18 protein-coding genes are annotated in these 21,618 nt (G+C 71.3%); 10 read left to right on the top strand and 8 right to left on the bottom strand.

The window, feature by feature from the left end:
- Window positions 1-3: 3 nt before the first annotated feature.
- From ABZX79_RS00760 to ABZX79_RS00750, 3 genes are all read right to left on the bottom strand, one after another.
- The gene (locus ABZX79_RS00760) at window positions 4-369 is read right to left on the bottom strand and encodes a PPOX class F420-dependent oxidoreductase (RefSeq protein ID WP_355249670.1); all 366 of its coding nucleotides are present in this window, start codon (window positions 367-369) and stop codon (window positions 4-6) included.
- 77 nt (window positions 370-446) lie between these two features.
- Window positions 447-929, bottom strand: coding sequence for a DUF456 domain-containing protein (locus ABZX79_RS00755; protein ID WP_355249669.1), 483 nt, complete (start codon window positions 927-929; stop codon window positions 447-449).
- A 185-nt stretch (window positions 930-1,114) separates the two neighbouring features.
- The gene (locus ABZX79_RS00750; protein WP_355249668.1) at window positions 1,115-2,098 is read right to left on the bottom strand and encodes a helix-turn-helix domain-containing protein; all 984 of its coding nucleotides are present in this window, start codon (window positions 2,096-2,098) and stop codon (window positions 1,115-1,117) included.
- Between the two features lie 439 nt (window positions 2,099-2,537).
- Here ABZX79_RS00750 and ABZX79_RS00745 point away from each other — a divergent pair, with 439 nt between their 5' ends.
- From ABZX79_RS00745 to ABZX79_RS00730, 4 genes are all read left to right on the top strand, one after another.
- Window positions 2,538-4,214 carry a protein phosphatase 2C domain-containing protein gene (locus ABZX79_RS00745; RefSeq protein ID WP_355249667.1) on the top strand — a complete coding sequence of 559 codons (1,677 nt, stop codon included), beginning with the start codon at window positions 2,538-2,540 and terminating at the stop codon, window positions 4,212-4,214.
- Window positions 4,215-4,293: 79 nt separating this feature from the next.
- Window positions 4,294-6,042 carry a pyruvate dehydrogenase gene (locus ABZX79_RS00740; protein WP_355249666.1) on the top strand — a complete coding sequence of 583 codons (1,749 nt, stop codon included), beginning with the start codon at window positions 4,294-4,296 and terminating at the stop codon, window positions 6,040-6,042.
- 125 nt (window positions 6,043-6,167) lie between these two features.
- The gene (locus tag ABZX79_RS00735; protein ID WP_355249665.1) at window positions 6,168-6,959 is read left to right on the top strand and encodes a hypothetical protein; all 792 of its coding nucleotides are present in this window, start codon (window positions 6,168-6,170) and stop codon (window positions 6,957-6,959) included.
- Between the two features lie 468 nt (window positions 6,960-7,427).
- The gene (locus ABZX79_RS00730; RefSeq protein WP_355250041.1) at window positions 7,428-7,982 is read left to right on the top strand and encodes an ATP-binding protein; all 555 of its coding nucleotides are present in this window, start codon (window positions 7,428-7,430) and stop codon (window positions 7,980-7,982) included.
- 45 nt (window positions 7,983-8,027) lie between these two features.
- On the opposite strand, the gene ABZX79_RS00725 is transcribed toward ABZX79_RS00730, so the two are convergent.
- Window positions 8,028-9,089 carry a DUF2637 domain-containing protein gene (locus tag ABZX79_RS00725; RefSeq protein ID WP_355249664.1) on the bottom strand — a complete coding sequence of 354 codons (1,062 nt, stop codon included), beginning with the start codon at window positions 9,087-9,089 and terminating at the stop codon, window positions 8,028-8,030.
- Between the two features lie 217 nt (window positions 9,090-9,306).
- Window positions 9,307-10,188 carry a (2Fe-2S)-binding protein gene (locus ABZX79_RS00720; RefSeq protein ID WP_355249663.1) on the bottom strand — a complete coding sequence of 294 codons (882 nt, stop codon included), beginning with the start codon at window positions 10,186-10,188 and terminating at the stop codon, window positions 9,307-9,309.
- Window positions 10,189-10,311: 123 nt separating this feature from the next.
- On the opposite strand from ABZX79_RS00720, the gene ABZX79_RS00715 reads away from it, so the two are divergent.
- Window positions 10,312-11,070, top strand: coding sequence for a GntR family transcriptional regulator (locus ABZX79_RS00715; RefSeq protein ID WP_355249662.1), 759 nt, complete (start codon window positions 10,312-10,314; stop codon window positions 11,068-11,070).
- Here ABZX79_RS00715 and ABZX79_RS00710 read toward each other — a convergent pair.
- The 3 genes from ABZX79_RS00710 to ABZX79_RS00700 form a co-directional block, all read right to left on the bottom strand.
- Window positions 11,028-11,498, bottom strand: a complete 471-nt coding sequence (locus ABZX79_RS00710; protein WP_355249661.1) for a nuclear transport factor 2 family protein — start codon at window positions 11,496-11,498, stop codon at window positions 11,028-11,030. The genes ABZX79_RS00715 and ABZX79_RS00710 overlap by 43 nt on opposite strands.
- 55 nt (window positions 11,499-11,553) lie before the next feature.
- Window positions 11,554-12,327 carry a hypothetical protein gene (locus ABZX79_RS00705; protein WP_251061137.1) on the bottom strand — a complete coding sequence of 258 codons (774 nt, stop codon included), beginning with the start codon at window positions 12,325-12,327 and terminating at the stop codon, window positions 11,554-11,556.
- Between the two features lie 398 nt (window positions 12,328-12,725).
- On the bottom strand, window positions 12,726-14,474 hold the full coding sequence (locus ABZX79_RS00700; protein ID WP_355249660.1) for a PucR family transcriptional regulator ligand-binding domain-containing protein: 1,749 nt from the start codon (window positions 14,472-14,474) through the stop codon (window positions 12,726-12,728).
- A gap of 327 nt (window positions 14,475-14,801) precedes the next feature.
- Here ABZX79_RS00700 and ABZX79_RS00695 point away from each other — a divergent pair, with 327 nt between their 5' ends.
- From ABZX79_RS00695 to ABZX79_RS00675, 5 genes are all read left to right on the top strand, one after another.
- Entirely contained in the window at window positions 14,802-15,692 is an 891-nt protein-coding gene (locus tag ABZX79_RS00695) for a xanthine dehydrogenase family protein subunit M (RefSeq protein ID WP_355249659.1), read from the top strand.
- Between the two features lie 2 nt (window positions 15,693-15,694).
- Window positions 15,695-16,300: a (2Fe-2S)-binding protein gene (locus ABZX79_RS00690; protein ID WP_355249658.1), complete on the top strand. Its 606-nt coding sequence runs from the start codon at window positions 15,695-15,697 to the stop codon at window positions 16,298-16,300.
- Window positions 16,301-16,302: 2 nt separating this feature from the next.
- Window positions 16,303-18,687 (top strand): molybdopterin cofactor-binding domain-containing protein, encoded by a 2,385-nt coding sequence (locus tag ABZX79_RS00685; RefSeq protein WP_355249657.1) that lies wholly within the window; start codon window positions 16,303-16,305, stop codon window positions 18,685-18,687.
- A gap of 263 nt (window positions 18,688-18,950) precedes the next feature.
- A complete protein-coding gene (locus ABZX79_RS00680; RefSeq protein ID WP_355249656.1) occupies window positions 18,951-20,417 on the top strand; it encodes an NCS2 family permease in 1,467 nt (488 codons plus the stop codon).
- Window positions 20,418-20,457: 40 nt separating this feature from the next.
- Window positions 20,458-21,609 (top strand): XdhC/CoxI family protein, encoded by a 1,152-nt coding sequence (locus tag ABZX79_RS00675; RefSeq protein ID WP_355249655.1) that lies wholly within the window; start codon window positions 20,458-20,460, stop codon window positions 21,607-21,609.
- Window positions 21,610-21,618 lie beyond the last annotated feature (9 nt).

Raw genomic sequence — 21,618 nt, 5'->3', positions numbered from 1 at the left:
GACTCAGTCCAGACCCCAGCTGTGGATCTTCTGCGGGTGAATCCTGATCAGCTCCTCGCTGAAGTGCGGCCCGAGCTCGTGCGGCCCGGTCAGCAGCTCGGCCTCGCCCCGGATGTCCACCCCGCGCACTGCCCACGGCTTCAGGCTCACGATGTCGTCGACCACCAGCGCGACCCTCGGGTTCGCCTGGAGGTTGCGCCATTTCTTGGTCGTACCGAGGGCGTGGCCGCCGACCAGGATCGTCCCGTCGTCCTGCGGGAAGAAACCGACCGGGTTGGCCTGCGGACGGCCCTTCGGGTCGACGGTCGCCATCCGTCCCAGGCGCTGCGTCTTGAGGTACGCGCGTTCGGCCTCGCTGAATGCGGTCATGGCGTCAGCCTCACACGCGCGACCCGCCCCGCACATCGGCACGACGGCCTAGGACTTCCGCCGCATCCCCATGAATTTCAGCCCCAGATCAGCACACCCGCCCACGTGCCGACCACCAGCAGGCACGCGAACAGCTCCACGAGCACCGGGTATCCGACGGCGCGCATGACCGTACGGGTGGAGGCCCAGCCGCCGCCGTGGCTGCCGAGCCGCGCCCGCTCCACCCCGTAGATGCCTCCGATGAATCCCGCGATCCCGCCCACCACCGGCAGCAGGAAGAACCCGACGATCCCGGCGATCCCGCCCACCATGAGCGTCCGCAGCGGGGCGCCCGACTCCTGGCGGCGGCGGGTCGGCAGCAGGGGCTTGAGCGCCTGGTTGAGCAGCATCAGTGCGGTCGCGCCGATCAGTACGCCCCAGGCGAGCACCGTCTTGTCCTCCAGGGCCCACCACAGCACGGCCGCCCAGACGATCGCCTGCCCCGGCACGCCGGGCACGAGTACGCCGAGCAGGCCGAGCAGCATGACGAAGCCCACCAGAAGGAGCTGCCACACGCCCATCTGTCCAGGGTGCGGGAACCGGGCTGTCGCCGCAGGTCGGAGCGGCCGTCGGGGCGAGCGGTGGGACGGGGGGCCGGCTTCATCGCGCCGCTTGCGGGGCGCCGCCCCGGACCCCGCTCCTCAATCGCCGGAGGGGCCGAGAGTCCCCGCGAGCTTCCGCAGTGCGTCCGCGCACGCCGACCCCGTCAACCCCTGGCCACCCACCCGCGTTCGTACGCATGCCAGCCGAGCTGCAGCCGCGTCGTCACGCCCGCCAGCTCCATCAGCCCCTTCACCCGCCGCTGCACCGTCCGCAGGCCCAGCTCCAGCTGTTTGGCGACGCTCGCGTCCGTCATCCCGGCGAGCAGCAGCGACAGCACGTGCAGATCCGTGGCGTCGGGGCCCGGCGTGCCCTCCTCCGACGCCGTCCCGTCCGCCCCCAGCCGCAGCGGCAGCGCCTCCCGCCACACCGCCTCGAACAGCCCGGTCAGCGACTCCAGCAGCCCGCTCGCGTGGACGACGAGAGCCGCGGGCTCCGCCCCGCGCCCCGTCAGCGGCACCATCGCGGTGGTCCGGTCCGCGATGACCAGCTTCGTCGGCACCTTCTCCACCACCCGTACCTGCTCGTCGCGCCCCAGCGCCGCCGACAGCTCGACGATCCCGGTGGGCAGCGTGAGAACCTCCCGTTCGAGCACCACCCGGTACGTCACGCCACGCGTCGCCGCCCGCTGCTGCGCCTCGTCGTCCATGCCGCTGATCGTGATCGGATGCCCCGTGACGAGCGCGCACACCTCCTCGGTGGCGCCGAGCTGAAGCTGTACGAAGCGGTGCGCCACCGCGCTCGTGCCCGTCACCACCTCGACCAGATCGTGCACCGCGGGCTCGGCCGCCTCCGCCCGGTACTCCTGCGCCAGCAGCGCCGCCGTCAGCTCCGCCTGCTCCAGCTCGTGCCGCTGCCGGGTCAGCAGCGCGCCCAGCGCGACCTCGGGCGGCGCGGCCACCCAGCGTCCCGTACGGGCCGACGACTGGGCCGCGAGCCCCTGCCGCTCCAGGCGGCGCAGCGCACGTTCCGTATCGGCCTCCGGCAGCGTCAGCCGGTGCGCGAGGTCGGGGACCTCCGCGGCGCCGAGCGCGACAAGCGCGCGGTACGTCGACTCCTGGGCCTCGTCGAGACCGATAGCTCCCAGCACCCCTCCACACCCTCCCCGGACGCTTCGATTCCGCGCGTTTGCGCACCGTCGCCCCGATCTTGCCCACCGGCTGGTGGCGGGAAGCGGCCACGGCGTAAACCCGCCGTACGCATCATCCCTGCACCACCCCTCATTCACCAGGGGAGGGCGAGCGCCCGCGGCCAGTACGGCGATGTCACGGGCCGGAGGCGGACCGGGCGTACGAACTCGCCCCGCACACCGTGAAGATGGGCGAGAAGATTGGCCTCAGCGCCTCTGGGCACTCGGGCTGCACGCCGTACTCGTGCGACGGCGGCGAGACGTGGACCCGCGTCAAGGTGGGGCAGCGGTCCGTGGACCGTCCGCCGGGCGTCCCTCCCGTGGGGGGTGGGGTCGCCCGGCGGACTTATTTTTCCCGATGCCCCGTTTTCGTACGGCCGTTGAGGTGGACAATAGGGGCATGAGCCAGCAGGGGGAGAGGCGCACCCAGGACGAGGACGCGTGGTGGAGCCGGCTGTACGACGACGAACCCACCCCGGGCACGGGTTCCGTGCAGCCGGACGACACCCTGGACACCCGTTTCGACTCCGCAGCGAACGCAGTGTCCCCACCGCCGCCATCCTCGTCGGGAGTCGTGCAGGAGCCGCGCCCGGAGCCGGCGCGGGAACCCGAACCGCCGCAGCGGCCGCCCTGGCCACCGGCACCCGCCGAGGCCCCGGATCCGGCCGAGCCGCAGCTCCTGCAGTCGCGGCTTCCGGCAGAGCCGGGACCGGACCGCCCGACTTCGCCCGGGCCACGGCGGCCGGGCAAGGCCGAGGCAGGGCCTTCGGACGGGGTTGACCCACCGCCACCGGCTACGCCGGAACCCGCACCGCAATCGCCGACGCCGCCCGCTCCCGCGCGACCGCCCGCGCCGCCCGTCATCGCCCCGCAGCGTGCCCCCTGGGAGCCGCCCGGCGTACCCCAAGTGCCGTCCGCCCGCCGGGAGTCGGTCCCGCCGCCGTCCCGGGGGGACGCGCCCCCGGAGGACTGGCGGCCGGCGCCGCCCGCCCCGTCCCACCGCATGCCAGAGGCCCGCACCCCCCGGGACGCCCCAGCGCCTCCCGAGCGCCCGCACGCCGATCCGCGACCCGCGTCCCCGCTGGAGGACCAGGGGCGTCCGCCCCGGGCCGGCTTCGTCGGGGACCGGCCGCCCACCTACGACGCCGAGCCCAGCGCCCTGCCCGCCGCCGACCCGTGCGAGCTCGGTGCTCTCGTGGCCGACACCGTGCTCGACGGCGCCCGGTACGGCACGTACACCCTGCGCGCCGCCTCCATCCGCGGTGACTCCGCCCGCTACCGCGGCGAACCCCGCCGCGACGCCCTGCTCACCGCCCGCTTCGGCCGCGCCGAGGACGCGCTCGTCCTGGTCGCGGTGGCCGGCGGGGCCCGCGCCGCCGAGAACGCCCACCTGGCCGCCGCCGACGCCTGCCGCTGGATCGGCGAAGCCGTCGGCCGCAGCCACGCACGGCTCGCCGACGACATACGGGCGGGCCGCCGGGGCGACCTCAAGTCCGGCCTGCACCGCCTCACCGACCGCAGCTACGGCAAGCTGCGGGCCCGCGCGTCCGAACTGGGCCTGGAACCGGAGGAGTACACAGCGAGCCTGCGCTGCCTCCTCCTGCCCGCCGACCCCGCGTGCCGGACCAGGGTCTTCTTCGGCATCGGCGGCGGCGGATTGTTCCGGCTGCGCGGCGGCGCCTGGCAGGACATCGAGCCCCCCGTCCCCGAGCCCGCCGCCGTCACCGGCGCGCCCGTCGTCGGCTTCGGTTCCGTCCCGTCCGAGACCCCGGAGGGCGACCGCCTCACCATGGACCTGGGGATCACGACGGCCCCGTCGCCGTACGTCGAGAGCGTGCCGCCGCCCACCGAGCCCTTCCGCTTCCGCGCCTCGGTGGCCCGCCCGGGTGACACCCTGCTCCTGTGCAGCGGCGGCCTCGCCGACCCCCTGCGCGGCGAGCCCGCCCTCGCCAAGGAACTCGCCGAACGCTGGGCACCCGCCGACCCGCCCGGCCTCGCCGAGTACCTCGCGGACACCGGCCTGCGGGTGAAGGGGTACGCCGACGACCGTACGGCGGTGGCGGTCTGGGAGGCGTAACGGCGTACCGCATGGGTTGATGGAGTCGGCAGAGAGCAGAGACAGAACCGACCGTCTCCCCGGAAGGCATACGCAACCCATGGCCAAGCAGAAGGTGGCGGAGCAGTTCGTCGACATCCTGGTGAAAGCCGGCGTGCAACGCCTCTACGGCGTCGTCGGCGACAGCCTCAACCCCGTCGTCGACGCCGTCCGGCGCACCCCCGGGATCGACTGGATCCAGGTCAGGCACGAGGAGGCCGCGGCCTTCGCCGCCGGCGCCGAGGCCCAGATCACCGGCAGGCTCGCCGCCTGCGCCGGCTCCTGCGGCCCCGGAAATCTGCACCTGATCAACGGCCTGTACGACGCCCACCGCTCCATGGCCCCGGTCCTCGCCCTCGCCTCGCAGATCCCGTCGGGCGAGATCGGCCTCGGGTACTTCCAGGAGACCCACCCGGACCAGCTGTTCCGCGAGTGCAGCCACTACTGCGAGCTGATCTCCAGTCCCAGACAGATGCCGCGCGTGCTCCAGACCGCGATCCAGAACGCCGTCGGCCGCAGCGGTGTCAGCGTGGTGTCGCTGCCCGGCGACGTGGCGTCCGAGCAGGTCCCGGAGCGGGCAACGGAGCACGCACTGGTGACGTCGCGTCCGGCCGTACGCCCCGCGGACGCGGAACTCGAAAAGCTCGTCCGCATGATCGACGAGGCGAAACGGGTCACCCTCTTCTGCGGCAGCGGCACGGCCGGCGCCCACGCGCAGGTCATGCAATTCGCGGAGCGCGTCAAGTCACCCGTCGGGCACGCGCTGCGCGGCAAGCAGTGGATCCAGTACGACAATCCCTACGACGTCGGCATGAGCGGGTTGCTCGGCTACGGCGCGGCGTACGAGGCCACGCACGAGTGCGACCTGCTGATCCTCCTCGGCACGGACTTCCCGTACTACGACTTCCTCCCCAACGGCGACGACGTGAAGATCGTCCAGGTCGATGTGCGGCCCGAACGCCTCGGCCGGCGCTCCAAGCTGGACCTGGCGATCTGGGGCGACGTACGCGAGACGCTGACCTGCCTGACGCCGCGCGTGAAGGCCAAGTCCGACCGCAAGTTCCTCGACCGGATGCTGAAGAAGCACGCGGACGCGCTCGAGGGTGTGGTGAAGGCGTACACCCGCAAGGTCGACAAGCGGATCCCGATCCACCCCGAGTACGTCGCGTCCGTCCTCGACGAACTCGCGGACGACGACGCCGTGTTCACCGTGGACACCGGGATGAACAACGTCTGGGCGGCCCGCTACATCACTCCCAACGGGCGTCGCAGCATCATCGGCTCCTTCACGCACGGCTCGATGGCCAACGCCATGCCGCAGGCGATCGGCGCCCAGTTCACGGACCGCGGCCGCCAGGTGATCTCGATGTCCGGCGACGGCGGCTTCAGCATGCTGATGGGCGACTTCCTCACCCTCGTGCAGTACGACCTGCCGGTGAAGGTGGTCGTCTTCAACAACTCCTCCCTCGGAATGGTCGAGCTGGAGATGCTGGTCGACGGCCTGCCGTCGTTCGGGACGGCGAACAAGAACCCGGACTTCGCGGCGGTCGCGCGGGCCTGTGGCGCGTACGGCGTACGGGTGGAGAAGCCGAAGCATGTGGCCGGCGCGCTCAAGGACGCCTTCAAGCACAAGGGCCCGGCGCTGGTGGACGTCGTCACCGACCCGAACGCCCTGTCGATCCCGCCGAAGATCCGCGCCGAGATGGTGAGCGGCTTCGCGCTGTCGGCGAGCAAGATGGTGCTGGACGGCGGGGTGGGGCGGATGCTCCAGATGGCCCGTTCGAACCTGCGCAACGTACCGAGGCCGTAGGTCCGTACGAGTGGAATAGCGGGCCGGGGCGGGGCGGAAGCGGCGTGTCGCGGAAGGTTCACAACGACCGGCTGCTATCTCCCCCCACCCGAGTCAGCGAAAGGGCTGTGACGCCAGTGACGCGCATGTCTTTCACCCGCCGCTTCAGCCGCGGCCGTATCTCCGCCGCCGCCGCGGCCGCCGTCGTCATCGCCACGCCCGCCGCGATCGCCGTAGTGCCTGACGCGGTCACCTCGGTCCTGGGTTCCGCCGCCGGGCCGCAGGCCGCGAAGGAGCCCCCGGCGGCGGACGCGGGCGCCCCCGCGTCCGGTACGCCGATCAGGGCCGGGATGCTCAAGCTGGACCTCGGCGCGGCCATCGGCCCGGCGGGGCAGGGCACGGCGGCGGCCCCCGTGGACGGCGCGGTCCAGCTGGACGCGGGCGGGTTCGGCCTCAAGGCCCGTGCGGGCAGCAGGATCGCCCACGGGGACAGGAAGCTGCTGGGCGGCAGGGTCATGCTCGACGGCGGCGTCCGGCTGTCGAGAGGTGACAGGGCGGTCGTCTTCGTCAAGGACCTCGCGGTCGACCTGAGGACCCACGTCGTCACGGCCACGGTGGGGGAGGGCAAGCCCGGCGCGCGGCTCGGCGTACTGGACGAGACCAGGACGAGGCTCCTCCCGCAGACGGCCGCCGGTGACGCGAACATCGCGCTGGGCGGGCGGCTGGTGCTGGACCCGGAGGCGGGGGCGCGGATCAATGAGGGGCTGCGGGCGCAGGTGTTCGGCGGCGCGGGTACGGGCGCGGGGGCGGCCGGTATCGGCGCGACGTTCGAGGCCGACGCGGACCTCGACGTCGACCTGGCGTTCGCACTGGGCCTGGACACGGAACTCGGCCTCCAGCCCGACTCGACCGTTAGTGCGCCCGCGGCTCGCGTTTGAAAGTGTCGAGGTCACAGCTGTCGGGGTCGCCGATGAACTCGAAGAGATGAGGGTTTTCGCGGCTTCCGCCGACGTTGATGCTCGTGGAAGGTGAATGAGACGGGCCAGTCGAGGCGGTCGTCACCGGCCGTAAGCTCCCAAGTGCCGGAGGCGGTTCTCTTCTCGGGCTCGCCCGTGGCACTTTCGAGATCTGAGGGCCATCCCGTCGTGGTGAACGATCCGTCCTGGTTGAGGGTCAGGGATCTGTTCGCGGTGGTGCGGTAGGTGCCGGCCAAGTCGTGGGGCGTAAGGCCCTCGGGGCGTGGTTCCTCGCCCGGGCAGCTGGTTCATGTTCGCCCCCCGGAATATCGATGTGGACCAGTGTCCCAGTGAACCGCCGGCGGTCGGCGGGCTCTCCTCCAGGTCCGGATATTCCCCGCACGCCGCTTATTTGACTAATGGACATGAGTGCCATTGCGCGTGCGGGGCATGCATTGCGTGAACCAGTTCGAGAGAAGGAGTCGATCCGGCGTGCGGGTGGGGGCTATGACAGGGCAGCAGGCAAGCGGACGTGGTGCCACCGTGCGAGGACCGTCGCCGGCGCCGGGGAGGGCGGAGGCGGAGGCCGAAACGGACGGGGAGGGGGCACTCATTCAGCTGCGACGCAGGCTGGGGCATGCGGAGCTCACAGCGGTTCCGGAGGTGCGGCACGCTGTGCGCGAACTGCTGCTGAGGAACCGGAAGAATCAGAGCTCCACGGATGTCGCCGAGCTCCTGACCACCGAGCTGGTGACCAACGCCCTGGTCCACACGGAACACGACGCCGAAGTCACGGCCACCGTCGCCGCCTCCAGGCTCCGGGTAGAGGTACGGGACTTCGTCGCCCACCACCCGCAGCCGTACACCCCGTCGGCCGACGACGGTACGCACGGCAGGGGCCTCGTACTGGTCCAGGCGCTCGCGGACGCGTGGGGCGTACGGGCGCAAGGCGTAGGAAAAGTGGTCTGGTTCGAACTCGACATGGGCGGCGGCGGGCCGGCGTAACCGCCGGGACCGCCGCCACGCCCGCTGCCGAGCCCGCGCGTCGCCTCAGCCGAACTGCTGCTCAAGGTCCTTGAGCTTGCGCTCCAGCGAGTCGAGCCGTGGCAGAGCCTGCGTGTCGTCCTCGGCGGTGAGGTCTACGGTCGTCACCCTTTCAGCGCCTTTCACGGCCTGAAGGGAGGGCCTTTGTCGAAGCGGCAGTTGTCCGGGTTCTGATATGGCGGGCTCCGCGACCGCTTGAGGCGGTGCGGAGCCCGAACCAGGAGCGATGGCCGAGACCTCCACGACCTGCCGCCCGCCGCCGACACGACCGCGCCCCCAGGCCCGGTGCTGCCGGTTGATGGCCTTCAACTGGGCGCGTTCCAGCTTCTGGTGGTCGCGCCGGCGCATGCGGTTCTGTTCCTTCTCGCGTACGTCCTCGCGCACCTCTTCGACCGCTTCGTCCAGCGTCCGCACGCCCTCCAGGAGCATCAGCGACCACGCACCGAAGGTCTCCCTGGGGGCCCTCAGCCACCGTACGATCCGAATCTGCGGCAGCGGACGCGGCACCAGGCCCTGCTCACGCAGTGCGGCCCTGCGGGTCTGCTTCAGCGCCCGGTCGAACAGCACCGCGGCCGAGAGCGACATCCCGGCGAAGAACTGGGGAGCGCCGTCGTGGCCGAGGCCCCGGGGCGCGTGCACCCAGTTGAACCAGGCGGCGGCGCCGGCGAACAGCCAGACGAGGAGGCGGGATCCGAGGGCCGCGTCACCGTGGCTGGCCTCGCGCACCGCGAGCACCGAGCAGAACATGGCGGCGCCGTCGAGGCCGAACGGGACGAGGTACTCCCAGCCGCCGGTGAGGTTGAGGTTTTGCCGGCCGAAGCCGACCAGGCCGTGGAAGGAGAGTGCGGCGGCGACCGCGGCGCAGCAGAAGAGCAGCAGGTACGAGGCGATCCCGTAGATCGCTTCCTTCCGCCTGCGCCGCTCCTCCGTGCGTTCCCAGGAGTCGTCGGCTGCGGCCTTGCCACCGGCGCGCTTGCCGCGCGCGAGCACCGCAACCGCCGCCAGGACCCCCGCGAGCATCACGCCACCCGGAAGCAGCCAGTCCAGCGATATGTCGGTCAGTCTCATGTGCGGTGTCCCTTGCATCGCGTAGGGCGTATCGGGCGCCATATTGGCGGAACCCGAGTGGCCCAAAGAGGCTTTCGGTGCAAGAGGACGCCAAGGGAGTGCCAGGGCACGCGAATAGGTGCGATCTGGTCGAACCACAGTACGTGGCAGGCCAGTTGAGTTCGATTTATGCCACCTGATCGGGTGGCGTGCCGGTGGCGGGGAGGTGGCCCTGCCGTCAGACCGCCGCGATCGCTTCCGCCGCTGCCGCCGCGGCTTCCTCGCTCAGCTTCCGTACGCGCTCGGCGTCGCACGTACGCGGACACGTCACGCAGGTGTCGTCCGGGCGCAGCGTGTAGAAGAGGCAGCAGCTCGCGCGGTCGCGGGTCGGCAGCGACTCACCGTTCGGTCCGGTCAGCTCGCGGAAGCCGGCCGTCCCGGCGTACGGCTTGGTCGTACCCGGCAGCAGCTCCTCCAGCTCCCGCATCGCGCGCCGCTCCTCGCCGAGCAGGTGCGCGATGTACCAGAGCCCTTCCACGACGTCGTCCGTCGCCATGCCCCACAGCGCGCGCTTTCCGCGCCGCATCCGCGGCCCGAAGCCGTCGAGCACCGGACCGAGGTGCTGGGCGACGGCGTCCCGTACCTCACCGCGCAGGGCCTCCTCGTCCGGTACGACGCGGGCGCCGGGCAGTGCGGCGGCCGGGTCGCCCGGCAGGCAGACGAATTCCCGCACGCGGACGGTCATGTGGCCCAGTGTCCGCTGGAACGCGACGTCCTCGACGGGCACGCGGGGTACCCGGCGGTGCAGGAACCACGGCACGGTGATCAGCAGGCAGGCGGGCCAGGCGTAGCGGTGGAGGCCGAAGCTGGCGACGACGTCGGGGCGGGCCTGCTGGCCGTAGTCGCGCAGAACCTGCGCGTTGTCCCAGGCCAGAAAGGCGTCGAGCGCGGCGCCACCGGCCGCGAGCTCGGCGGCCCCGACCCAGCCGCCATCCCGGGGCGTCTGTTCCCCGTCCGCCAGCTCGTGGACGCGCAGACCGGAGAAAACCTCCGTGAGGCGGGCGTAGGAGGCCGCGACGGGGGAGGCGGTGACACCGGGGAAAAGAGCGGGGACGGTCATGCAGGGGACCACCGAATCGCGATCGTTTGCAGGTAAGCCTTACCTTACCCGATCAATTCGATGTTTGAACTGTTACCCGGCCCGCCTATCGTGCATATGGGACACAGCACCGGAGGGACCCGCATGGAGCAGCAGCAGGGCAGACCGCGCGAGGCGGCGTACGGACACCTGCCCGCCGCCACGCAGGCGCCGCCCGTGCGCGTACCGGAGCAGGCGCGCGGCGAGCACACCCACAGCGAGCCCCCGGCCCCCCGCCTCGTCCAGCGCCACTCGGTGCGCGGCCAGATCCTCGACGCCCTGCGCGCCGCCCTCGTCAGCGGAGAGCTGGTCCCCGGCGAGGTCTACTCCGGCCCCGCCCTCGGCGCCCGCTTCGGCGTCTCCGCGACCCCGGTCCGCGAAGCCATGCAGCAGCTGGCGCAGGAGGGCGCGGTGGAGGTCGTACCGAACCGCGGCTTCCGCGTCACGGTCCGCACCTCGGTGGAACTCGCCGAGCTCGCGGAAGTGCGGTCGCTGATCGAAGTCCCGGTCATGCTCCGCCTGGCCCGTACGATCCCGGCCGCCCGGTGGTGCGAGCTGCGCCCCCTGGCGGAGGCCGCGACGGCGGCGGCGGCGACGGGCAACCGAGCGGCGTACGCCGAGTCGGACCGCGCGTTCCATCGCGCGATCCTCGCCCTCTCCGGCAACCATCAACTGGTCACGGTCGCCGACGACTTGCACCGCCGCTCCCAGTGGCCCCTGCTCACCGGGGACCCCCTGGGCCGCCGGGCGGACCTCCTCGCGGACGCCGCCGAACACCTGGCCCTGCTGGACGCGCTGGCGGCGCAGGACCTGACGGTGGTTCAGTCCCTGGTCCGCGAACACTTCGCGGGCGCGGACCGCTGAGTGCAGGCGGCGACGATGGCCGCCGTGTCCCAGTAGAAGGGGTGGATCTCGGAGATCCGGCCGTCCCTGATCGCGATGGTCTGCAGGATCGGGAAGGTCAGTTCGCGGCCGGTGGCACGTGCGCGGGCGTCGACCCGGGTGCGTATCACCGCCGTCTCGCCGGTGGCCAGGAATTCCTGCTCCGCGAAGTCGAACTTCTCCCACGTGCGGCTCATCGCGAGGAAGAAGTCCGCCAGGCCCGCGTGGCCGCGCCACGTTCCTCCGTACGGGAGCGCCTCGGCCTGACGCAGGACCACATCGGGTGCGAAGAAGGGCGCGAGCACGTCGAAGGACGCCTTTCCCGGGCCGCCCGCCGCCAGGTATTCGGCCTCGGCCGCGTACATGCCGGTCAGGACGGTTGTCGTCGATGTCGTCGATGGTGTCGTCATGGCGTCAGCTTGCTCGTTCAGCGCGGACCGGACCGGCGGCAATCAGACGTTGACCTCACACCGCCGCGGACGGTGACAGCTGCGCCGCCAGCCACGTCGGTACGCCGTCCAGGAGCCGGAACAGGCGGGCCGCCTCCGCCCGCAGGCGGGTTGCCTCCGGCTCCGGTTCCGCGTCGGCCAGGGCCGCCAGGGCCGGGGCCGTGCCGACCAGGTAGCCCAGTTCCTCCCGTATCCGCAGCGACTCCGCGAAGCCGTGCCTCGCGTCCGCCAACTCGCCCTCGCGCAGGGACAGTCCGGCCAGATGGCGCCAGGTGAACGAGAGCAGCAGCGTCTCGCCGTGTGTCGTCGCGCCCGCGTGGGCGCGACGGTAGGCGGCGCGGGCCGACTGCGGCGAGTCGGAGATGTGCTCGGCGACCAGGCCGCGCCGGAAGTCGAGGAGCGGACGGCCCGGCGCCGTCGGGGCGAGCAGCGCCGCCGCCCTGCCGAGCGCGGAGCGTGCCTCGTCGGCGCGGTCGCGGGCGCCGAGCACCGTCGAGGCGTACGCCAGCTGGCCGCGCTCGCACGCCGCCGCGCCCCGCTCGTCGTCGCTCTGGGCAACCGCCTCCGCCGTACGCAGGGCGTCCTCGGCCTCCGCCCAGCCCCGCTCCGTGAACAGGCAGCGCTCTACGAGCAGCGATGCCCGCTGGAGCGCGGCGGCAGGGGTCGCGGCGGCGCCCCCATGTGGTTCGAGCAGGGCCGCGGCGTCGGTCCAGCAGCCACGCGAGCGCAGCCGCCATACCGCGGTCTGGAGTGGGCTTCCGTCCCCTGCGGTCGTTCCAGAACCAGACATGGCGGTATGCGCCACATTGCCCTCCCCGAGCAGCACGTCATTGAGCTGTGAGTATCGGTTGTGCGGTTGTGGGCGAATCTCAGCACGGAATGGCACTCCGGGCCAAGGGCTCAGGTGAATGAATTCACAAACGGCCGGTCAGGGCGACCACTTGGCTGAGAGTGGAGGGCGCCCGGGTTGACGCCGCGGGCAGGCTGAGTCCGCGGCGCGGGGCCTTCCCCGGCCCCGCCCCTTCCCGCTGTGACACTTTGCGGCTCCGCCGCGTGAGGGGCTCCGCCCCAGACCCCGCTCCTCAAACGCCGGAGGGGCTGAAGTTGCCCAGGGGGCAAATCCAGCCCCTCCGGCGTTTGAGGACACGCCCGCAGGGCGTCTGTGTCGTCTGGGACCCGGAGCGGCGGCTAGCTCATCCTCAGCGCGAGGAAGAAGTCCAGCTTGTCCTCGAGACGCGACAGGTCACGACCCGTCAGTTGCTCAATCCGGCCCACCCGGTAGCGCAGGGTGTTCACGTGCAGATGCAGCCGCGCCGCGCAGCGCGTCCAGGAACCGTCGCAGTCGAGGAACGCTTCCAGCGTGGGGATGAGTTCCGCGCGGTGCCGCCGGTCGTAGTCCCGCAGCGGATCCAGCAGCCGCGCCGTGAACGCCCGGCGCACGTCGTCCGGCACGAACGGCAGCAGCAGCACGTGCGACGCCAGCTCGTGGTGGCCCGCCGCGCAGACCCGCCCGGGCCGCGCCGCCGCCACCCGGCGCGCGTGCCGGGCCTCCTCCAGCGCCCCGCGCAGCCCCTCCGCCGAGTGCACGGCCGCGCTGACACCCAGTGTCAGCCGCCCGTCGTCGGCGAGGCCGCCCGAGAGCGGCTCGCGCACCGCCTCCAGGAGTACGTCGGCGTGCAGGCCGACCCGGGAGACCGACGGGCCCTCGGCCCCCTCGTCGCCTTCACCGGTGTCCTCCACCGAAACCGCCGGCAGCGGTACGAGCGCGATCGCCTCGTCGCCCGCGTGCGCCACCGCGATCCGGTCCGAGGAGTCGGAACCGGCCACCGCCGGGTCGACCAGTATTTCCTCCAGCAGCGTCTGCGCGACCGGCCCGGACTGGATCGCCCCGGCCGAGCCGCCGGGGCCACCAGAGGCACCTGGTCCGCCTTCCAGCCAGTCGACCCGCGCCACGACCACCTGCCAGTGCGGCGCCGAGCCCAGACCCGGCAGCAGCACCGGCGCGGCGACCCGCAGGCGGGCCGCGATCTCCGCCGGTGCCGCGCCGGTCTGCACCAGCTCCAGGACCTCCTGGGCGAGGCGGCGGCGTACCGTACGGGCCGCGTCGCGCCGGTCGCGCTCGACGGCGATCAGCTGCGTCACCCCCTGGAGCAGGTCCAGACGGGCGGCGGGCCAGTCGCCGGCGTCCGCCTCCACCGCCAGCAGCCAGTCCGACAGCACGCTCTCGCGTACGTCGCGGGAAGCGGCCGCGGCAGCCGCGGAGCCCCGCCCGGCGCTCCTGATCGGGAACAGCGAGTACGTCGTGCCCCGCACGCTGGCCCGGTGCGGCGCCCGGCGCCCGGTGCGGCTCGCGGCCAGGTGCTCGCCCGCGAGAACGGGACCCACGGCCGGCGGCAGCGGGTCGCCGGCGCCCGCGATCTGGCGGCCGGTGGGCGACAGCACCCAGGCGCGCAGGTCCAGGTCCGAGGTCAGCAGGTCCAGCACCACCTCGGGGCCACCACCCGCCGGGCCCGAAGTCATCAGCCTGCGGTGCCGGTCGACGACCGCCGCCAGGTCACCGGCTCGTTCGCCGGACACCTGGCGCACCACGTACTCGGTGATGGTCGCGAAGGCGACAGCCTCGCTCACCGCGAACAGCGGCAGCCGGTGCCGTACGCACGCCTCGACCAGGTCGCTCGGGATCGCGCCCAGCTCCGCCTCGCCCGCCGCGAGCCCGACGACGCCCGCGCCCGCCAGGATGCGTACGAAGGGCTCGGAGTCGTCGGCGTCGCGCCGCCACGCCAGTCCGGTGAGCACCAGCTCGCCGCCGGACAGATAGCGGCTGGGATCCCGCAGGTCGGTGGTCATCACACCGCGCACGGTGCGGTCGAGCTCTTCCTCGCCGCCGAGCAGCCGCAGGCCCAGCGCGTCGTTCTCCAGCAGTGCGCGCAGCCGCATGGGTGTTCGCCGCCGATCTGTCTCTTGGTGTGGATGGAGTGTGTTTGTGGGTTCCCGAAGAAAGCCGTGAGGTTGCCGAGGCTCGCCTTTCGTTCGAATCTACAAGACGTGAGCAGTTACCAGCCAACTCCTTCATGGTTTCGGTGACTGCACCAGGCGGAGCCCCGGCGGTGTACTTGGGCCAAGCCACGTGAACAGCAGATGAACGCCCCAGAGCGCCGCAGAGCGACCCAGACCGGCTTAGAAGAACCAGGCCGACAGCAGGCGGTTGGCCGTCTCCAGCCCCAGCGATACGCGAACAACCCCGATTGAGAAGAAGAGAGCCTCATGGACTTCCTTCGCCCCGCCAGCTGGGAGGAGGCGCTCGCCGCCAAGGCCGAGCACCCCACGGCTGTGCCCATCGCGGGCGGCACAGATGTCATGGTCGAGATCAACTTCGACCACCGCCGCCCCGAGTACCTCCTGGACCTGAACCGCATCGGCGAACTCCGCGAGTGGGAGGTGGGCGAGGAGACCGTACAGCTCGGCGCTTCCGTCCCGTACACCCAGATCATGGACCACCTGCGGGCGGAACTGCCGGGCCTCGCGCTCGCCGCCCACACCGTCGGATCGCCCCAGATCCGCAACCGCGGCTCGGTCGGCGGCAACCTCGGTGCCGCTTCCCCGGCCGGTGACTCGCACCCCGCCCTGCTGTCCGCGGGCGCCGAGGTCGAGGCCGAGTCGGTGCGCGGTACGCGCCTCATCCCGGTCGAGGAGTTCTACACCGGCGTGAAGCGCAACGCGCTGGAGCCGGACGAGCTGATCAAGCGTGTCCACATCAAGAAGGCCGACGGGCCGCAGCAGTTCTCCAAGGTGGGTACCCGTAACGCCATGGTGATCGCGGTCTGCGCGTTCGGTATCGCGCTGCACCCCGAGACCCGCACGGTGAAGACCGGCATCGGCTCGGCCGCCCCCACCCCGCTGAGGGCCCGCGCCGCCGAGGACTTCCTGAACGCCGCGCTCGAAGAGGGCGGGTTCTGGGACAGCGGCAAGATCATCACCCCGTCGATCGCCAAGCAGTTCGCGGACCTCGCGTCCGGCGCCTGCAACCCGATCGACGACGTGCGCGGTACGGCGAAGTACCGCCGCCACGCGGTCGGCATCATGGCCCGCCGCACGCTGGGCTGGACCTGGGAGCAGTACCGCGGCACCGCCCGCATGCTTGAAGGAGCTGCATAGCAATGCGCGTGAATTTCACGGTCAACGGCCGTAAGCAGGAAGCGGACGACGTCTGGGAGGGCGAGAGCCTGCTCTACGTCCTGCGCGAGCGCATGGGCCTGCCGGGCTCCAAGAACGCGTGCGAGCAGGGCGAGTGCGGCTCCTGTACGGTCCGCCTCGACGGTGTCCCCGTCTGTGCGTGTCTCGTCGCAGCCGGTCAGGTAGAAGGCCGCGAGGTCGTCACGGTCGAGGGCCTCGCCGACTTCGCCAAGCAGCGCGAAGAGGGCTGCGCGAGCGGTGCCTGTGGCTCCGGTGGTACGTCCCTCCAGGAAGCCCAGCAGTGGCAGGCCAAGGGGACGGACTCGCAGACGGGTGAGGGCGAGGAGCTCGCTCCCATCCAGCAGGCGTTCATCGACGCCGGCGCCGTGCAGTGCGGTTTCTGCACCCCGGGTCTGCTGGTCGCCGCCGACGAGCTCCTTGAGCGCAACCCCGAGCCGTCCGACGGGGACATCCGCGAGGCGCTCTCGGGCAACCTGTGCCGCTGCACCGGTTACGAGAAGATCCTGGACGCGGTGCGCCTCGCCGCCGCTCGCCAGGAGCGTCAAGGACTCCAGGAAGGCGCGGTCTGATCATGGGTGTTACGGGTACCCCCACCAACATCAACCAGGGCACGAAGACCAAGGGCGGCATCGGCGAGTCCACGCTCCGCCCCGACGGCACCCTCAAGGTCACCGGCGAGTTCGCGTACTCCTCGGACATGTGGCACGAGGACATGCTCTGGGGTCACACGCTGCGCTCCACCACCGCGCACGCCGAGATCCGGTCGATCGACACGTCCGAGGCCCTGGCCATGCCCGGCGTCTACGCCGTGCTGACGTACGACGACCTGCCCACCGAGGTGAAGAACTACGGCCTGGAGATCCAGGACACCCCGGTTCTGGCCAACGGCAAGGTCCGTCACCACGGTGAGCCGGTGGCCATCGTCGCCGCCGACCACCCGGAGACGGCCCGCCGCGCCGCCGCCAAGATCAAGATCGACTACGTCGAGCTCCCCGTCATCACCGACGAGGCCTCGGCGACCGCGCCCGACGCGCTGCTGATCCACGAGGGCCGCGACGACCACCACATCGGTCACGTCCCGCACCCGAACATCGTGCACCGCCAGCCGATCATCCGCGGCAACGCCGACGAGGCCGCCAAGCGCGCCGACGTCATCGTCTCCGGCGAGTACACCTTCGGCATGCAGGACCAGGCGTTCCTCGGCCCCGAGTCCGGCCTGGCCGTACCCGGCGAGGACGGCGGCGTCGACCTGTACGTCGCCACCCAGTGGCTGCACTCGGACCTCAAGCAGATCGCCCCGGTCCTCGGCCTGCCCGAGGAGAAGGTCCGCATGACGCTCTCCGGCGTCGGCGGTGCCTTCGGCGGCCGCGAGGACATCTCGATGCAGATCCACGCCTGCCTGCTCGCGCTGCGTACGGGCAAGCCGGTCAAGATTGTCTACAACCGGTTCGAGTCCTTCTTCGGCCACGTCCACCGCCACCCGGCGAAGCTCTGGTACGAGCACGGCGCGACCAAGGATGGCAAGCTCACGCACATGAAGTGCCGGATCGTGCTGGACGGCGGCGCCTACGCGTCGGCCTCCCCGGCCGTGGTCGGCAACGCGTCGTCGCTCTCCGTCGGCCCGTACGTCGTCGAGGACGTCGACATCGAGGCCATCGCGCTCTACACGAACAACCCGCCCTGCGGCGCCATGCGCGGCTTCGGCGCCGTCCAGGCGTGCTTCGCGTACGAGGCGCAGATGGACAAGCTCGCGGCGAAGCTGGACATCGACCCGGTGAAGTTCCGCCAGCTCAACGCCATGGAGCAGGGCACGCTCCTGCCGACCGGCCAGCCGTGCGACTCCCCGGCGCCCGTCGCCGAGCTGCTGCGCCGCATCAAGGCCATGCCGATGCCGCCCGAGCAGCAGTGGCTGGCGGCCGGCGAGCAGGCCGACGTACGCGCGCTGCCCGGTGGTCTGTCGAACACCACGCACGGCGAAGGTGTCGTACGGGGTGTCGGCTACGCGGTCGGCATCAAGAACGTCGGCTTCTCCGAGGGCTTCGACGACTACTCCACCGCGCGGGTGCGCATGGAGGTCATCAACGGCGAGCCGGTCGCGACCGTGCACACCGCGATGGCGGAGGTCGGCCAGGGCGGTGTCACCGTCCACGCGCAGATCGCCCGTACCGAGCTGGGCGTCACACAGGTGACGATCCACCCGGCGGACACCCAGGTCGGCTCGGCCGGCTCCACGTCCGCGTCCCGCCAGACGTATATGACCGGCGGCGCGGTCAAGAACACCTGCGAGAACGTCCGCGAGAAGGTCCTGGAGATCGGGCGGGCCAAGTTCGGCTCGTACCACCCGGCCTGGGCGACGGCCGAGCTGCTGCTCGAAGGCGGCAAGGTCGTCACCGACGGCGGCGAGGTGCTGGCCGACCTGGTCGACGTACTCGAAGGCGAGTCGGTCGACCTGGAGCTGGAGTGGCGTCACCGTCCGACGGAGGCGTTCGACCTGCGTACGGGACAGGGCAACGGCCACGTCCAGTACTCCTTCGCCGCGCACCGCGCGGTCGTCGAGGTGGACACCGAGCTCGGCCTGGTGAAGGTCATCGAGCTGGCCTGCGCGCAGGACGTCGGCAAGGCGCTCAACCCGCTGTCCGTCGTCGGCCAGATCCAGGGTGGAACCACCCAGGGCCTGGGCGTCGCGGTCATGGAGGAGATCATCGTCGACCCGAAGACCGCGAAGGTGCGCAACCCCTCCTTCACGGACTACCTGATCCCCACCATCCTCGACACGCCGACGATCCCCGTCGACGTACTCGAACTCGCCGACGAGAACGCGCCCTACGGTCTGCGTGGCATCGGCGAGGCCCCCACACTCTCGTCGACTCCGGCCGTCCTCGCGGCGATCCGGAACGCGACGGGTCTGGAACTCAACAGGACGCCGGTGCGGCCCGAGCACCTCACCGGTACCTGATCACCTGAGTTCCACCGAAAGCTCCCCGGGCGGTGCCGTGCCTCCAAGGAACGTCACACTTCCACCGCCTGACACCGCCCGGGGGCAGCAAGTACCGCACCGCTCGCGGTTCTGGCAGCACCAGCAGTAACCGCTCAGCAATAACCCGAATAACCCAGTTCGTCTCGGGCCGTCCCCCGGGTCGTGCAGCCCTCGCAGCATCCCAAATCCCGCGTTTCCAATCTCCATGCGGGTGCCCCTTTGAACCTTGGGAGACAGGCACCATGACCCAGCAGTCCACAGAGCCGACGACCACGGCGGAGGACGCCGGCGCAGGTACGCGCCAGCCCGCCGGCCGGTCCTGGCTCGACCGGTACTTCCACATATCCGACAGAGGATCCACCGTTGCGACCGAGGTTCGCGGCGGCATCACCACCTTCATGGCGATGGCGTACATCCTCCTGCTCAACCCGCTGATCCTCAACGGCGAGGACGCGGCCGGCAACACGCTCAGCAAGGCCGCCGTCATCACCGCCACGGCCTTGGCGGCCGCCGTGACCACCCTGCTCATGGGCTTCTGGGGCAAGGTCCCGCTCGCCCTCGCGGCCGGTCTCAGCGTCTCCGGTGTGCTCGCCTCGCAGGTCGTCAAGGTGATGACCTGGCCGCAGGCCATGGCCATGTGCGTGATCTACGGTCTGGTGATCTGCCTCCTGGTGGTCACCGGCCTCCGCGAGCTGATCATGAACGCGATCCCGCTCGCGCTCAAGCACGGCATCACCATGGGCATCGGCCTCTTCATCGCGCTCATCGGTCTGGTGAAGGCCGGTTTCGTGCACAAGAACCCGGTGCCCGGCGGTCCCGTACAACTCGGCCCGGGCGGTGAGCTGGTCGGCTGGCCCGTGGTGCTCTTCGCCGTCACCCTGCTGCTGATCTTCGCTCTGCAGGCCCGCAATGTCCCAGGCGCCATCCTGATCGGCATTGTCGCGGGCACCGTCGTCGCGGCGGTACTCAACGCGGTTGTCGACATCCCGGCCAAGGCCTGGTCCTCCTTCCGCGCGCCGGAGCTGGAAGGCAGTGCGGTCTCTACTCCGGACTTCTCGTTGTTCGGTGAAGTGTCCTTCAGCGGCTTCGGGGAAGTCGGCTACATCGCCGTCACCATGATCGTCTTCACCCTGGTGCTGGCGGGCTTCTTCGATGCCATGGCCACCATCATCGGTGTCGGCACCGAGGCCAAGCTCGCCGACGACAAGGGCCGGATGCCCGGCCTGTCCAAGGCGCTCTTCATCGACGGCGCCGGCGGCGTCATCGGTGGCGTCGGCGGCGGCTCCGGCCAGACCGTCTTCGTCGAGTCGGCGACTGGTGTCGGCGAGGGTGCCCGTACCGGTCTCGCCTCCGTCGTCACCGGCGCGTTCTTCGCGGCCTGCCTCTTCTTCACCCCCCTCACCGCGCTCGTGCCCGCAGAGGTCGCCTCTGCCGCCCTGGTCGTCATCGGCGCGATGATGATGCAGAACGCCAAGCACGTGGACTGGAGCGACCGCGCCACCGCGATCCCGGTGTTCCTGACCGTGGTCCTGATGCCGTTCACCTACACCATCACCACGGGTGTGGCTGCCGGTGTCATCTCCTGGGTCGTCATCAAGGTGGCGCAGGGCAAGGCCCGCGAAGTGGGCGCCTTCATGTGGGGCCTGACCGCGATCTTCGTCGTGTACTTCGCGATCCACCCCATCGAGTCCTGGCTGGGCGTCGGATAGCCCCCCGAGCCCGCCCTCCCCACCCCGTAAGGAGACAGTCATGCTGGACATCGCCGAAGAACTCAACCGGTGGGTCGAGCAGGGACGCGACTTCGCCGTGGCCACGGTCGTGGCAACGCACGGCAGCTCGCCCCGGCAGCCGGGAGCGGCCCTCGCGGTCGACTCCGACGGCACGGCGATCGGCTCTGTCTCCGGCGGGTGTGTGGAGGGCGCGGTCTACGAACTGTGCCAGCAGGCCCTCCAGGACGGCGAAACCGTCCTGGAGAGCTTCGGCTACAGCGACGAGGACGCGTTCGCCGTGGGTCTGACCTGCGGCGGCGTGATCGACATCCTCGTCACTCCGGTACGCGCGGACTCTCCCGGCGGGGAGGTGTTCGCGGCAGCGCTGGCCACCGCCGCACGTGGGGATGCGGCGGCGGTCGCGCGGATCACCGACGGGCCGGCCGAAGTCATGGGCCGCGCTCTGCTCGTCCGCCCCGACGGTTCGTACGAAGGGGTGCTCGGCGGGCACCCCGAACTGGACCGTACGGCGGCGGGCGAGGCCCGCGCCATGCTCGACGCCGGACGGACCGGCACCGTCCTCATCGGCGAGGACGGCTCACGCTGCGGCCGCCCGCTGACGCTCCTCGTCGAGTCGAGCGTCCCGGCCCCGCGCATGATCGTCTTCGGCGCCATCGACTTCGCCTCCGCGCTGGTGCGCGTCGGCAAATTCCTGAACTACCACGTGACCGTGTGCGACGCCCGGCCCGTCTTCGCCACCGCCGCACGGTTCCCCGAGGCCGACGAGATCGTCGTCGAGTGGCCGCACCGCTACCTGGAGTCGACCGAGACCGACGGCCGTACGGTGCTCTGCGTCCTTACCCACGACGCCAAGTTCGACGTCCCGCTGCTGGAACTGGCGCTGCGCCTGCCGGTCGCGTACGTCGGTGCGATGGGCTCCCGCCGCACCCACGAGGACCGCAACAAGCGGCTGCGGGATGTCGGCGTCACCGACCTCGAACTGGCCCGCCTGCGCAGCCCCATCGGCCTCGACCTCGGCGCCCGTACGCCCGAGGAGACCGCACTGTCGATCGCCGCGGAGATCGTCGCCGCCCGGCGCGGCGGCAGCGGCGTGTCGCTGACCGGCGCGCACACCCCGATCCACCACGAGGGTCCTCAGTCGCCGGCGGGGCGGATAGGTTCCGTGGCCTGACGGGGGTAC

This window comes from Streptomyces sp. NPDC002994, from assembly GCF_040611155.1.
GTDB lineage: Bacteria > Actinomycetota > Actinomycetes > Streptomycetales > Streptomycetaceae > Streptomyces.
The sequence above is the reverse complement of the archived record's forward strand: the minus strand, read 5'-3'. Positions and strand labels throughout refer to the sequence as shown.

Coding starts and splice junctions, on each gene's coding strand:
- ABZX79_RS00735 (WP_355249665.1), top strand. CDS start 6,168: ATGTCTTTCACCCGCCGCTTCAGCCGCGGCCGTATCTCCGCCGCCGCC.
- ABZX79_RS00675 (WP_355249655.1), top strand. CDS start 20,458: ATGCTGGACATCGCCGAAGAACTCAACCGGTGGGTCGAGCAGGGACGC.
- ABZX79_RS00685 (WP_355249657.1), top strand. CDS start 16,303: ATGGGTGTTACGGGTACCCCCACCAACATCAACCAGGGCACGAAGACC.
- ABZX79_RS00745 (WP_355249667.1), top strand. CDS start 2,538: ATGAGCCAGCAGGGGGAGAGGCGCACCCAGGACGAGGACGCGTGGTGG.
- ABZX79_RS00705 (WP_251061137.1), bottom strand. CDS start 12,327: ATGTCTGGTTCTGGAACGACCGCAGGGGACGGAAGCCCACTCCAGACC.
- ABZX79_RS00760 (WP_355249670.1), bottom strand. CDS start 369: ATGACCGCATTCAGCGAGGCCGAACGCGCGTACCTCAAGACGCAGCGC.
- ABZX79_RS00690 (WP_355249658.1), top strand. CDS start 15,695: ATGCGCGTGAATTTCACGGTCAACGGCCGTAAGCAGGAAGCGGACGAC.
- ABZX79_RS00710 (WP_355249661.1), bottom strand. CDS start 11,498: ATGACGACACCATCGACGACATCGACGACAACCGTCCTGACCGGCATG.
- ABZX79_RS00680 (WP_355249656.1), top strand. CDS start 18,951: ATGACCCAGCAGTCCACAGAGCCGACGACCACGGCGGAGGACGCCGGC.
- ABZX79_RS00720 (WP_355249663.1), bottom strand. CDS start 10,188: ATGACCGTCCCCGCTCTTTTCCCCGGTGTCACCGCCTCCCCCGTCGCG.
- ABZX79_RS00730 (WP_355250041.1), top strand. CDS start 7,428: ATGCATTGCGTGAACCAGTTCGAGAGAAGGAGTCGATCCGGCGTGCGG.
- ABZX79_RS00755 (WP_355249669.1), bottom strand. CDS start 929: ATGGGCGTGTGGCAGCTCCTTCTGGTGGGCTTCGTCATGCTGCTCGGC.
- ABZX79_RS00700 (WP_355249660.1), bottom strand. CDS start 14,474: ATGCGGCTGCGCGCACTGCTGGAGAACGACGCGCTGGGCCTGCGGCTG.
- ABZX79_RS00695 (WP_355249659.1), top strand. CDS start 14,802: ATGGACTTCCTTCGCCCCGCCAGCTGGGAGGAGGCGCTCGCCGCCAAG.
- ABZX79_RS00715 (WP_355249662.1), top strand. CDS start 10,312: ATGGAGCAGCAGCAGGGCAGACCGCGCGAGGCGGCGTACGGACACCTG.
- ABZX79_RS00725 (WP_355249664.1), bottom strand. CDS start 9,089: ATGAGACTGACCGACATATCGCTGGACTGGCTGCTTCCGGGTGGCGTG.
- ABZX79_RS00740 (WP_355249666.1), top strand. CDS start 4,294: ATGGCCAAGCAGAAGGTGGCGGAGCAGTTCGTCGACATCCTGGTGAAA.